The sequence below is a fragment of the Aestuariivirga sp. genome (assembly GCF_037139295.1).
Classification (GTDB): domain Bacteria; phylum Pseudomonadota; class Alphaproteobacteria; order Rhizobiales; family Aestuariivirgaceae; genus Aestuariivirga.
This window is the reverse complement of the sequence record NZ_JBAXGR010000014.1, coordinates 45074-56879: the sequence shown is the minus strand read 5'-3', so window position 1 is coordinate 56879 and position 11806 is coordinate 45074. Positions and strand designations below refer to the sequence as shown.

The window sequence follows — 11806 nt, the reverse complement described above, 5'->3', positions numbered from 1 at the left end:
TTGCCCTCGGCGGAGAGTACACGGCTGTTGTTATCGCTGGAGCGATAGCCGCCGGTGAACTCGTCGTGCTGGATGATGCTGGCACCCTGCGGCAGGGTGATGGTGACGCGTGCATCGTCAATGGGAAAGTCCCAGCCATTGCCGGTGACGTTCCAGTAGAGCTCGTCGTATTTCTCGAAGAAGCCGATCTGCCGCGTGGTGCGATAGCTGATGTCATAGCGGTGCTGCGCATTCTCCAGCCACACGTCCTTGTCGCCGATCCTGATGCGCACGCCGTTGCTGAGCGACTCGAGCACATAGGGCTCTTCGCGCCCGTCGCGCTTCACGCCGAGCACGTCGAGGCCAACGATCACCCGCTGGCCGTTCTTGTCCGTGTAGGTCGTCGGGAAGTCACGGAAGATGCCGTGCCTGATCTGGTTGCCTTCGGAATTGACGGTGATCGTCTCATGCACGTCGATCGCGGCATCGGCGTTCACTGTCACGGCGCTCACGAAGCTCCTGATGCGCTCCTCGGCCAGCGCCGGAGATGCCAGCGCCAGGCAGACGATGAGGAAGGCGAGAAGCCGGCGCATCTCAGCGCGTCTTGAAGTCGACCTTCGGCACTTCGCGCGCCGCCGCGTCGCCGATCTCGAAGAATTCCGCCTTGGTGAAGCCGAACTGGTTGGCGATCAGGTTGGTGGGGAAGCTCTCGATCATGGTGTTGAGGTTCCTGACCGCGCCATTGTAGTAGCGGCGCGACAGCTGGATCTCGTCTTCGATGCCGGCGAGCTTGTCCTGCAGGTCGCGGAAATTCGCGTCGGCCTTGAGCTCTGGGTAGGCCTCGGCCACCGCGAAGAGCTTGCCCAGCGCCTGGCTCATCGCCTGGCCGACAGCGGATTGCTCGGCAACCGAGCCACCCGAGATCGACTTGGCGCGCAGCTCGGCGATGTCATGGAACAGCTTGTCCTCGTGGGCCGCATAGCCCTTCACCGTCTCGATCAGGTTGGGTATCAGGTCGGCGCGGCGGCGGAGCTGCACGTCGATGCCGCTCCAACCCTCCGCCACGAGGTTCTTGTTCTTCACCAGCCCGTTGTAGGCCGACATCAGGTAGATGCCGATGAGGACGATGACGCCCAGAATAATGTAGCCGATCATGTGTCCCGCTCTCCCTGCCAACCCGAGCGCGAACTATGAGGCCTTGGACGCTGCGAGGCAAGCGGCAGCATAGGGCTTGTCATGCTGAAGCGAGGGGATGCGCCGCCGCGTCTCTGCCACATGTGACAAGTCAATCTCTGCCGTCACAATGCCCGGTTCCGTGCCGCCATCGACCAGCACGCGGCCCCATGGGTCGACGATCAGCGAGTGGCCATAGCACTCGGCACCTCCTGCCAGCGTGCCGCATTGCCCGGGCGAGATCACATAGGCGCCGTTCTCGATGGCACGCGCCCGCTGCAACACAAGCCAGTGCGCCTCGCCGGTGACCTTCGTGAATGCTGCGGGAGCCGCGATCATCTCGGCCCCTTCCTGTGCATAGGCGCGATAGAGATGCGGGAAGCGGATGTCGTAGCAGATCGACAGCCCGATCATGCCTTCCGCGCAGGGCGCGATCACTGCGGCCTTGCCCGCCTCGATGGTGGCGGACTCGTGATAGACGCGTCCCTCGCCGAGGTCGATGTCGAAGAGGTGGATCTTGTCATAGCGCGCCGCGATGGCGCCGGAGGGTGACAGCATGAAGCTGCGGTTGAAGATCTTGCCGTCAGGCGCCCTGACGCCGATGGAACCGATGAGCAGCCAGACCTTCAGATCCTTCGCCAGCCCCTGCATCGCCGGCAGCACCGGGTGCTCGGATTCGGTGAAGGCCACGGGGAACATCTTGCCGCCCTTGGTGTCGAGGCCTGCGCAATATTCCGGCGTGGCGATGAAGCGCGCACCCCTGGCAGCAGCTTCGCGGATGAAATCCGTCAGAACACGGATATCCGCATGGACGTCCGGTGTGGCAGTGGACTGGACGCAGGCGGCGATGAAGCTCATGAAGCCTCCGGATTGAAGAAGGAGCGGATCACGTGCAGTGAACTGCGCGATTTGAGGCAGATCATCCACTCCTCCATCTCGGTCGTCCAGTCCGGAATGGCGAGCACCGCAAGCCGCCCGTCGGGCACCAGCTCGCCTTGCGACATGATGGCGAGCCCCAGCCCTTGAGCTGCGGCCTCCCGCGCCGCCTCGCGGCTTTCGATCTCGATCGAGCCCGACAGCGTCAACCCGCGCTTCTGCGCCTCCTCGAGCAGAAGCGTGCGTGTCATCGAGCCTTCCTCGCGCAGGATCAGCGGCAGCTTGAGGAGTTGGGCGAAGGGCATGTCCTTCAGCTTGGCGAGCCTCGAACTCCGCTGCACCACCGCCACCAGCCGGTCACTCCTGAGCTTGCGGGCGAGGAAGCCCGGCTCCGGCGGGCGCTCGGCGGTAATCGCGATGTCGATGGAGAAATCCTCCAGCCGCTTCACCAGCTGGGCAGAATTGCCGGTGACGAGCCGCACCGAAAGCTTCGGGTGCTTCAATCGGAAGCGGGCAAGCTCCGGCAAAATATGCACGGCGGCATCCGCGCCGATGGTCAATTGCCCTTCCTCCAGCGTCCGCCCGCGCGACAGCAGTTCCATGGCCTCGGTCTCGGCCTCGAACTGGCGCTCGGCAATGGCGAAGAGCTTGCGTCCCATGTCGGTCAGCACCACGCCGGAGGGGGCCCTCGTGAACAGCTGCACGCCATAGGTCTCCTCGAGCTTCCGCACATGGTCGGAAACGGCAGGCTGGGTGAGGCCCAAGGCCTCGGCGGCGCGGGAGAAGCCGTTGTGCACGGCAACGGCGTGGAAGGCTCTCAGCTGGGCATGTCGCATATCGAACAAACTTATGTGGCACATAAGAACATACGATTTGACTGATAGGGGTCAAGCCCCCCATTTTCACGGCAGAAATCGACGAGGATCCCCCATGGACAAGCAGCTCCACCGTTTCCCCGGCCCGCCCGGCCAGGAAGACATGCCCTATCTCCTCACCCCCGGCCCGCTCACCACCTCGCGTTGCGTCAAATCCGCCATGCTGGCCGACTGGGGCTCGCGCGATGTCGAGTTCCGCCGCGTGGTCTCGGACATCCGCAAGGGCCTCCTCGGCCTCGCGGGCTGCGATGAGAGCTATGAATGCGTCATCATGCAGGGCTCAGGCACCTTCGCCATCGAGGCCGCTCTCGGCGCCTTCTGTCCCAAGGTCGATGCCAAGACGCTGGTCGTCGCCAACGGCGCTTATGGCGACCGTGCCGCGGTGATCCTCACCAAGCTCGGCCGTCCGGTGGTCAAGATCGACAAGGGCGACAGCGCCGCACCGACGGTCGAGGACGTGACCAAGGCGCTCGATGCCGATCCGTCGATCAGCCATGTCTGGATCATCCACTGCGAGACGACGTCCGGCATCGTCAACCCGATCAACGAGATCGCACAGGCCGTGAAGGCGCGCGGCAAGACCTACATGGTCGACGCCATGTCGTCCTTCGGTGCCGTGGCGCTCGACATGGGCGTGGGCATGGACGTCATGGTCTCATCGTCGAACAAGTGCATCGAGGGCGTTCCCGGCTTCTCCTATGTGCTGGTGAAGCGCTCCATGCTCGAAGCCTCCAAGGGCATGAGCCATTCCGTCGTGCTCGATCTCTTCGAGCAGTGGAAGGGGCTCGAGGCCAACGGCCAGTTCCGCTTCACGCCGCCCACCCACGCAATCGTCGCCTTCCACCAGGCGATGAAGGAACACGCTGACGAAGGCAGTGTTGCGGCGCGTGGCGCGCGCTACCAGAAGAACGCGCAGATACTCGTGAAGGGCATGCGCGACATGGGCTTCTCGACGCTCCTGTCGGACAACCAGGCAGGTCCCATCATCCAGACCTTCCTCACGCCGCGCGACAAGAACTTCCAGTTCGAGAATTTCTATGAAGACCTGCGCCGCCGCGGCTTCGCCATCTATCCCGGCAAGCTCACCAAGCGCCCGTCCTTCCGCATCGGCACCATCGGCAAGGTGGACGCGGCGGTGATGAACGGCGTTCTCAAGGCCATCCGCGAAGTGTTGGCGGAAATGAAGGTCACCGATTTGACGCCGCTCGAAGCGTAACCCTCTATTGTCGTCATCCCGGCGAAAGCCGGGAACCAGCTTTCCGCTGGGACGACGCCCGAAGCTGGGCCCCGGCTTTCGCCGGGGTGACGAAAAAAGAGAAATGAAGTGGACTCGACACGCATGAAAACCGTCACCGTCAACGGCCGCAGCTACAACTGGCCTTCCGCTCCGCTCGTCGTCATCTGCTGTGATGGCAGCGAGCCCGCCTACATGGAAATCGCCATGGAACAGGGCGTGATGCCCAACCTCAAGCGCATCATCGCCAAGGGCGAGAACTGCCGTGGCCACTCGGTCATCCCGAGCTTCACCAACCCGAACAACCTCTCCATCGTCACCGGCCGCCCGCCGGAAGTGCACGGCATCTGCGGCAACTATCTCATCGATCCCGCCACCGGGCAGGAAACGATGATGAACGACCCCAAGTGGCTGCGCGCGCCCACCATCTTCGAGGCCTTCCAGAAGGCCGGTGCGAAGATCGCCATGGTGACAGCCAAGGACAAGCTGCGCCTGCTGCTCGGCAAGGGCCTCGCCTTCGACGGCACGGCCGTCGCCTTCTCCTCCGAAAAGGCCGACAAGGTGAACCTGAAGGACAATGGCATCGAGGATGTCTGCACCATGGTCGGCATGGGCGTGCCGGATGTCTATTCGGCGGAGCTTTCGGAATTCGTCTTCGCGGCGGGCGTCAAGCTGCTCAAGTCGATGAAGCCGGACCTGATGTATCTCTCCACCACCGACTACGTGCAGCACAAATATGCGCCGGGCTCGGAGGGTGCGAACCGCTTCTACGCCATGATGGACAAATACCTGGGCGCGCTCGACGCGGGCGGCGCGCACCTCGTCATCGTCGCCGACCACGGCATGAAGGACAAGCATCTCGCCAACGGCGATCCGGACGTGCTCTACCTGCAGGACGTGCTCGATGCGAAGTTCGGTGCGGGCAAGACCAAGGTCATCCTGCCGATCACCGATCCTTATGTGGTGCACCACGGCGCACTTGGCAGCTTCGCCACCGTCTATGCCTATGGCCCGGAGATGCAGGACATCATGGCCGTCATCGCGCAGCAGCCCGGCGTCGACGTCGTGCTGAACAAGCAGGATGGTTGCGCCCGCTTCGAACTGCCGGAAGACCGCATGGGCGACATCATTGTCGTTTCGGGTGGCCCCAAGGCCTCCAAGGTGCTCGGCACCTCGGCCAGCAAGCACGACCTCTCGGGGCTGAACGAGCCGCTGCGCTCGCATGGCGGCCTCACCGAGCAGGAAGTGCCGGTCATCGCCAACCGCAAATTCAAGGACGCACCCGCGACGCTTCGGAATTTCGATGCCTTCGCGCTCGGCTGCAATCATCTCGTGGAGGCCTGAACATGAACGTCGCCGCAACCAAGCGTCCCGTCATCAAGGAATCGATGCGCATCGGCGGCAGACACGTGGATGCCGAGGGCGTCGTGCCGGTACATTATCCCTATACCAACGAAGTGATCGGCACCGTGCCCGCAGGCACTGCCGAACACGCGGCGAAGGCCTTCGAGATCGCCCGCAACTACAAGCCGAAGCTCACCCGCTACGAGCGCCAGCAGATCCTGTTCCGCACGGCGGAGCTCATCAAGGCTCACAAGGACCAGCTCTCGGACCTCATCACGCTGGAGCTCGGCCTGTCGAAGAAGGACTCGCTCTACGAAGTAGGTCGTGCCTATGACGTCTATTCGCTGGCGGGCCAGCTCTGCATTCTGGATGACGGCCAGATCTTCTCCTGCGATCTCACCCCGCAGGGCAAGCCCCGCAAGATATTCACCAAGCGCGAGCCGGTGGGCGTCATCTCCGCCATCACGCCCTTCAACCATCCGCTCAACATGGTGTCGCACAAGGTGGCCCCGGCGATTGCCACCAACAACTGCGTGGTGGCCAAGCCCACGGAGCTGACGCCGCTCACCTGCATCGCGCTCGCCGACATCCTCTACGAAGCCGGCCTGCCGCCCGAGATGTTCCAGGTCGTCACCGGCTGGCCGGACGACATCGGCGACGAGATGGTGACCAACGACAACATCGACATCATCACCTTCACTGGTGGCGTGCGCGTCGGCAAGATCATCGCTGCCAAGGCGGGCTACAAGCGCGCCGCCCTCGAGCTCGGTGGCAATGACCCGCTGATCATCCTCGATGACCTGTCGGATGCAGACCTCGACAAGGCCGCCGAACTCGCCGTCGCCGGCGCCACCCGCAACTCCGGCCAGCGCTGCACCGCCGTGAAGCGCATCCTCGTGCAGGAGCGCGTGGCAGACAGGTTCGTCGAAAAGGTGCTGGCCCGCGCCAAGGCCATCAAGTTCGGCGACCCGATGGACCCCGCAACCGACCTCGGCACCGTGGTGCATGAGCTGGCCGCCAAGACCTTCGAGGACCGCGTCCACAAGGCGGCCGAGCAGGGTGCCAAGATCCTCTACAACCCTGGCCGCCAGGGAGCACTCCTGCCGCCCATCACGGTCGATTTCGTGCCACACCAGTCGGAACTGGTCTTCGAGGAAACCTTCGGCCCCATCGTCCCCATCGTCCGCGTGCCGAATGATGATGACGAGGTGATCCGCATTTCCAACTCCACGCCCTTCGGCCTCTCGTCCGGCGTGTGCACCAACAACCTCTCGCGCATCACCAAGTTCATCGAGGGGCTGAACGTCGGCACCGTCAATATCTGGGAAGTGCCGGGTTATCGCATCGAGATGTCGCCCTTCGGCGGTATCAAGGACTCAGGCAATGGCGTAAAGGAAGGCGTCGTGGAGGCCATGAAGTTCTTCACCAACGTGAAGACGTGGTCGCTGCCCTGGCCGCAGTGAAGGACGGGCCGGATCCTCCCGGCCCAGCAATCGGCGTCCCGGTCTTGCCCCGCCGCATCCGGCTGAGGCAGGATACGGCATGAAGCTCATCCACCTCACCGACCTTCACCTGATGCCGCCCGGCGAATTGCTGTGGGGCCTCGATCCCTTCGCCCGCTTCGATGCGGCCCTGGCCGATATCGCCGCTCACCACGCCGATGCCGATCTCTGCGTCATCACCGGCGACCTCACCGAGAAGGGCGACATCGCCGCCTATGAGATGCTGAAAGAGCGCCTCGCTCGCTTCCCGATCGAAACGCACCTGCTGCTCGGCAATCATGACGACCGCACCCATTACCTCAAGGTCTTCGGTGGTGCTGATGCGAGCGGCCACGTGCAGCATGCTCTCACGCGCGAGGGCTGCCACCTGCTGTTCCTCGACACGCTGAAGGGCCCGCCATCCTCCGCCGGGCTTTTTGATGCGCCGCGCCGCAACTGGCTGAAGGCGAGGCTCGCCGAGGCAGGCGACGCCCCCGTCTTTCTCTTCATGCATCACCCGCCCTTCGATATCGGCCACGCGCTTATGGACCTGATCAAGCTCGACGATGCCGAGGATTTCGCTGCCCTCCTCGATGGCCATGATGTCCGCCACATCTTCTTTGGCCATGCGCACCGCATGATTTCCGGGTCGTGGAATGGCATCAGCTTCTCCGCCCTTCCCAGCCTCAACCACCAGCTGCCGCTGGTCGGCGGTTCGGTCGAGACTGTCTACTCCGACGAACCGCCCATGTACGCCGCCGTGACCATCTCGCCGGAGATGACGGTGGTCCACGCCGACGCCTTCCTCCACCGCAGTCCTGCAAACATGCAAAAGGACGCGGAGCGGGGGAATTGGTATTAACGATGTCAATCAGCAGGTGGTTGATATGGGATCGCTAGGAAAAAAGACAAGTAGGAATATAACGAATATTCATCATGGCCAGGCTCGACCCGGCAATCCTTTTCTCGCGGCCACCAAAAAAGATGCCCGGGTAGAGCCCGGGCATGATGGTCGTCTAAAGTAGAGAAGGCTAAATCAGGCCACCCCTTCATCCCGCAGCACCTGTCGCACCGAGGCGGCGGTCTTCTCCACGATCTCCGCCAGTTCCGCATCCGTGGCGTTGTAGGGAGGCGCCAGGATCACCACGTCGCCGTTGATTCCGTCGACGTTGCCACCTACCGGATAGCAGATCAGTCCGTTCTTGAAGGCCTGGGCGCGGATTTTCATGAACAGCTTCTTCTCGGCCTTGAAGGGCTGCTTGGTCTCACGGTCGGCCACCAGTTCCAGCGCCTGGAAATAGCCGCGGCCGCGAATGTCGCCCACCGCCTCGATGTCCTTGGTCGCCTCCGCCAGCATGGCGCGGAACATGGGGGCCTTTTCCCGGACTCGTTCGACCAGCTTCTCGCGCTCGACGATCTTCTGCACCGCCACGCCCGCGGCACAGCAGGCGGTATGTGCGGTGAAGGTGTGGCCCGTCATCGGGGTGCCGTGCTTGCCGTGGATCGTGTCCGCCATCTTGTCGTTGTAGATTGCCGCACCCAGCGGCAGGTATCCGGCGGCGAGGCCCTTGGCGATCGACATCACGTCGGGCTCCACGCCATCTTCCTCCAGCGCCCGCCAGAAGCCGGTGCGGCCCGAACCGCTCATGACCTCGTCGGAGATCATGATCACGCCGTACTTGTCGCAGATCTCGCGCACGCGCTTGGCATATCCCTTGGGCGCAGGCACGCAGCCGCCCGCCGCGCCAACCACAGGCTCGAAGATGAAGGCGCAGACATTCTCCGGCCCCACGCGAAGGATCTCGTCCTCGAGTTCCTTCGCACCCGCTTCTCCCACCGTCTCCGGCGTCGAGCCGGCAATCGGGCGATAGGCATTGACGGGTGACAGGTGCGAGACGTCGAGCAGCGAACCCTCGAAGGCGTGCTTGCGCTCCAGGAAGCCCGAGACCGACAGCGCGCCCAGCGTGTTGCCATGCCAGGAACGCTCGCGCGCGATGAACCGCCTCCGGCTCATCTCGCCCCTTGCCGCGTGATACTGAAGCGCGAGTTTGAGGCATGATTCAACCGCCTCCGATCCGCCCGTCACATAGACCATGTTGTTCATGGTGCCACCGCAGCGGTGGCGGATGATGTCGGTCAGTTCCTCCAGCGCGTCGGAAGAGAAGTTGTAGCGATAGCCGTGGGCAATGCGATCGAGCTGGTCCTTGATCGCCGTGTTCACCTCCTCGTTGGAATGGCCAATGCAGTAGACAGCCGGGCCGCCTGAGCCGTCGATGTAGCGCTTGCCGTCGATGTCATGCACGTAGGAACCCTTGGCCCAGGCGACCTTCGGAAGGTCGCCCGTGGAATGGATATGCTCGGTTGGGTTGGAGGACATGTGCCTGAAGCCTTGCTTTGGAGTGAATGCTCGCCCAAAATCCTAGCAGCAAAACAAGAGGCACGGCAAACCGGTGATCACCGTCTTCGACGATACGCAACGCTCCCATGCACCCCGCGAATTCATCGTTTCGGGCAAGCCGCAGCCAATCCCCGAGCGGCCCGAGCGCATCGACATGCTGATGGAAGGTGTCGCCCGCCTCGGTGGCCCCGTCGTGGCGCCGCCAGACATCTTCGGCGACACCATCGCGCTGGTGCATGACCGGCGCTACATCCAGTTCCTCTCCACCGTGTGGGAACGCTGGAAGCGGTTGCCGGACGCAGCGGAAACGCCCTCCGCCAATGTCTTCGCACTGGGCCGCCCCAGCCTGCCGCCGACGCATTACCCGGACAGCGTGGTTGGCCAGTGCGGCTGGCACCTGGGTGACGGCTCCGCACCGATCACCGCCCAGACTTGGGGATCGGCGCGGGCCAGTGCTGCCACTGCCGCACACGGCGCGAAGCTGGTGCTGGAGGGTGAGCGCATCGCCTATGCGCTGTGCCGCCCGCCGGGCCACCATGCGGCGGGCGATGTGGCAGCGGGTTTCTGCTATTTCAACAACTCGGCGCTGGCCGCCGCACTGCTCACGCAGGCGGGCAAGCGTACGGCCATTCTCGACATTGACGTGCACCACGGTAACGGCACGGAGGCGATCTTCTATGACCGCCCGGACGTGCTCACCATCTCCCTCCACGCGCACCCCAAGCGTTTCTATCCGTTCTTCTGGGGCTATCCGGAAGAGACGGGCCGCGGTGAGGGCGAGGGCTTCAACCTCAACCTGCCGATGGATCGCGGCACCACCATCAAGCCCTATCGCGCCGCACTCGACACGGCGTTGAAGCGCATTGCCGATTTCGGAGCCGAAGTAGTCGTGGTCGCGGCGGGGCTCGACATTGCGGTGGATGACCCGTTCCAGGGCTTCGCCATCCAGACAGCGGAGTTCGCGGAGATCGGCCGGCACATCAAGATGCTGCGGCTCCCCATGCTGGTGGTGCAGGAGGGCGGCTATCCCTCGCCCAACCTGGGGCACAACCTCGAATCGCTGCTCAAGGGCCTCTCTGCATGAGCATCGACGTGCGGCCGATGAAGCCTGAGGAGGCCGAAGCAGTGGCCCAGATGGTGCATGGCCTCGCCGTCCACATCGGCACGGATTTCGTGCCCGCGCTGACGGGCGACAAGCTGCGCAGTGCTGCAGACCTGATCGACGTGGTGGTGGCCGATGACGGCGGAACGCTGATCGGTGCCTGTCTCGGCCTCATGACCTTCTCGACGTGGCGCGGTGCGCCCGGCCTCTATGTGGTCGATCTCTTCGTGCTGCCGGAGGCGCGTGGGCGCAACGTGGGGCTGGACCTGCTGCGCTGTTCCGCCCGGCGCTTCGCGGCGCGCGGTGCACAGTTCATCAAGCTCGAAGTGGACGAGACAAACACGGGTGCGGAGCGCTTCTACGCGCGCCTCGGTTTCAACAAGAAGGCGGAAGACAGGCTCCACATTCTGGAGCAGGATCGCTTCAACGAATTCCTGGGAGGGAACACATGACCATCAAGCGCGTCGGCCTCATCGGCGTGGGCCTCATGGGCCACGGCATCGGCAAGAACATCCTGGCGAAGGGCTATGAGCTTACCGTCATGGCGCACAAGAACCGCGCGCCGGTGGATGACCTCATCGCCAAGGGCGCGCATGAACGCAACAATCCGATGGCAATTGCCAAGGAGTCGGATCTCGTCATCATCTGCGTCACCGGCAGCCCGCAGGTCGAGCACATCGTCCATGGTGAATATGGCCTCATCAATGCCGTGCGCCCTGGCCTGATCATTGCCGACTGTTCGACTGCCGAGCCCGACTCGACCAAACGCCTCGCATCTGACGTGGAGGCCAAGGGCGGCCATTTCGTCGACACGCCGATGACACGCACGCCGAAGGAGGCCGCCGCCGGCAAGCTCGGCCTGATGACCGGTGGCCCGGAGGCGGTGATCGCGAAGATCCGCCCGGTGCTTGATTGCTTCGCCGATACCATCGTCCATGCCGGGCCGGTGGGCTCGGCGCACCAGCTGAAGCTCATCAACAACTTCCTGTCGATCTGCCATGCGGCGGTTGCTGCCGAGGCGATCACCGTTGCCGCCAAGGCGGGCGTTGACATGCAGGCGCTGAAGGACATCGTGATGGCGGGCGGTGCGGCTTCCGTGATGTTCGGCCGCCTCATCAACGTGCCGCTCAACGATGACGACAGCGCGGCGCAGTTCGCCATCCGCAATGCCAGGAAGGACCTGCGCTACTACACCAACATGACGGAGCAGCTGCCCGTCACCTCCTTCCTCGCCGAGACGGCGCACCAGATCACCGTGATGGCCGACAACATGGGCTATGGCGACCGCTTCATCCCGCGCCTCATCGACGTGCTGATGCAGGTCAATGGTGTGAAGAAGTGAGC

At 63.6% G+C, this 11806-nt stretch carries 12 protein-coding genes; 7 read left to right on the top strand and 5 right to left on the bottom strand.

The window, feature by feature from the left end; translation table 11 throughout:
* The 4 genes from WCJ41_RS06410 to WCJ41_RS06395 all read right to left on the bottom strand — a co-directional run.
* On the bottom strand, positions 1 to 572 hold a 572-nt coding region (locus WCJ41_RS06410; RefSeq protein WP_336905012.1), incomplete at its 3' end, for a DUF2207 domain-containing protein.
* Between the two features lies 1 nt (position 573).
* Positions 574 to 1134 (bottom strand): LemA family protein, encoded by a 561-nt coding sequence (locus tag WCJ41_RS06405; protein WP_336905011.1) that lies wholly within the window; start codon positions 1132 to 1134, stop codon positions 574 to 576.
* Positions 1135 to 1167: 33 nt separating this feature from the next.
* Positions 1168 to 2010 (bottom strand): carbon-nitrogen hydrolase family protein, encoded by an 843-nt coding sequence (locus WCJ41_RS06400; protein WP_336905010.1) that lies wholly within the window; start codon positions 2008 to 2010, stop codon positions 1168 to 1170.
* Complete coding sequence (locus tag WCJ41_RS06395; protein ID WP_336905009.1) at positions 2007 to 2864, bottom strand: LysR substrate-binding domain-containing protein; 858 nt, start codon at positions 2862 to 2864, stop codon at positions 2007 to 2009. Before WCJ41_RS06395 ends, WCJ41_RS06400 begins: the two co-directional genes overlap by 4 nt.
* 94 nt (positions 2865 to 2958) lie before the next feature.
* On the opposite strand from WCJ41_RS06395, the gene WCJ41_RS06390 reads away from it, so the two are divergent.
* The 4 genes from WCJ41_RS06390 (at position 2959) to WCJ41_RS06375 (ending at position 7824) form a co-directional block, all read left to right on the top strand.
* The gene (locus tag WCJ41_RS06390; protein ID WP_336905008.1) at positions 2959 to 4119 is read left to right on the top strand and encodes a 2-aminoethylphosphonate--pyruvate transaminase; all 1161 of its coding nucleotides are present in this window, start codon (positions 2959 to 2961) and stop codon (positions 4117 to 4119) included.
* Between the two features lie 123 nt (positions 4120 to 4242).
* Complete coding sequence (gene phnA / locus WCJ41_RS06385) at positions 4243 to 5481, top strand: phosphonoacetate hydrolase (RefSeq protein ID WP_336905007.1); 1239 nt, start codon at positions 4243 to 4245, stop codon at positions 5479 to 5481.
* A 2-nt stretch (positions 5482 to 5483) separates the two neighbouring features.
* On the top strand, positions 5484 to 6944 hold the full coding sequence (gene phnY, locus WCJ41_RS06380; protein WP_336905006.1) for a phosphonoacetaldehyde dehydrogenase: 1461 nt from the start codon (positions 5484 to 5486) through the stop codon (positions 6942 to 6944).
* Positions 6945 to 7023: 79 nt separating this feature from the next.
* Positions 7024 to 7824, top strand: coding sequence for a phosphodiesterase (locus WCJ41_RS06375; RefSeq protein ID WP_336905005.1), 801 nt, complete (start codon positions 7024 to 7026; stop codon positions 7822 to 7824).
* Positions 7825 to 7998: 174 nt separating this feature from the next.
* Here WCJ41_RS06375 and WCJ41_RS06370 read toward each other — a convergent pair whose 3' ends face one another.
* The gene (locus WCJ41_RS06370) at positions 7999 to 9339 is read right to left on the bottom strand and encodes an aspartate aminotransferase family protein (RefSeq protein ID WP_336905004.1); all 1341 of its coding nucleotides are present in this window, start codon (positions 9337 to 9339) and stop codon (positions 7999 to 8001) included.
* A gap of 73 nt (positions 9340 to 9412) precedes the next feature.
* Between WCJ41_RS06370 and WCJ41_RS06365 the strand changes: the two genes are divergently transcribed.
* From WCJ41_RS06365 to WCJ41_RS06355, 3 genes are read left to right on the top strand one after another with little or no spacing between them, the layout of a single operon-like run.
* On the top strand, positions 9413 to 10444 hold the full coding sequence (locus tag WCJ41_RS06365; protein ID WP_336905003.1) for a histone deacetylase family protein: 1032 nt from the start codon (positions 9413 to 9415) through the stop codon (positions 10442 to 10444).
* Positions 10441 to 10914, top strand: coding sequence for a GNAT family N-acetyltransferase (locus WCJ41_RS06360; protein WP_336905002.1), 474 nt, complete (start codon positions 10441 to 10443; stop codon positions 10912 to 10914). The genes WCJ41_RS06365 and WCJ41_RS06360 overlap by 4 nt, the downstream gene beginning before the upstream one ends.
* Positions 10911 to 11804 (top strand): NAD(P)-dependent oxidoreductase, encoded by an 894-nt coding sequence (locus WCJ41_RS06355; RefSeq protein ID WP_336905001.1) that lies wholly within the window; start codon positions 10911 to 10913, stop codon positions 11802 to 11804. Before WCJ41_RS06360 ends, WCJ41_RS06355 begins: the two co-directional genes overlap by 4 nt.
* Positions 11805 to 11806 lie beyond the last annotated feature (2 nt).

Bases quoted from the DNA above. Each gene is read 5' to 3' on its own strand.
- WCJ41_RS06405 (WP_336905011.1), bottom strand. From the start codon at position 1,134: ATGATCGGCTACATTATTCTGGGCGTCATCGTCCTCATCGGCATCTAC.
- WCJ41_RS06400 (WP_336905010.1), bottom strand. From the start codon at position 2,010: ATGAGCTTCATCGCCGCCTGCGTCCAGTCCACTGCCACACCGGACGTC.
- WCJ41_RS06395 (WP_336905009.1), bottom strand. From the start codon at position 2,864: ATGCGACATGCCCAGCTGAGAGCCTTCCACGCCGTTGCCGTGCACAAC.
- WCJ41_RS06390 (WP_336905008.1), top strand. From the start codon at position 2,959: ATGGACAAGCAGCTCCACCGTTTCCCCGGCCCGCCCGGCCAGGAAGAC.
- phnA (WP_336905007.1), top strand. From the start codon at position 4,243: ATGAAAACCGTCACCGTCAACGGCCGCAGCTACAACTGGCCTTCCGCT.
- phnY (WP_336905006.1), top strand. From the start codon at position 5,484: ATGAACGTCGCCGCAACCAAGCGTCCCGTCATCAAGGAATCGATGCGC.
- WCJ41_RS06375 (WP_336905005.1), top strand. From the start codon at position 7,024: ATGAAGCTCATCCACCTCACCGACCTTCACCTGATGCCGCCCGGCGAA.
- WCJ41_RS06370 (WP_336905004.1), bottom strand. From the start codon at position 9,339: ATGTCCTCCAACCCAACCGAGCATATCCATTCCACGGGCGACCTTCCG.
- WCJ41_RS06360 (WP_336905002.1), top strand. From the start codon at position 10,441: ATGAGCATCGACGTGCGGCCGATGAAGCCTGAGGAGGCCGAAGCAGTG.
- WCJ41_RS06355 (WP_336905001.1), top strand. From the start codon at position 10,911: ATGACCATCAAGCGCGTCGGCCTCATCGGCGTGGGCCTCATGGGCCAC.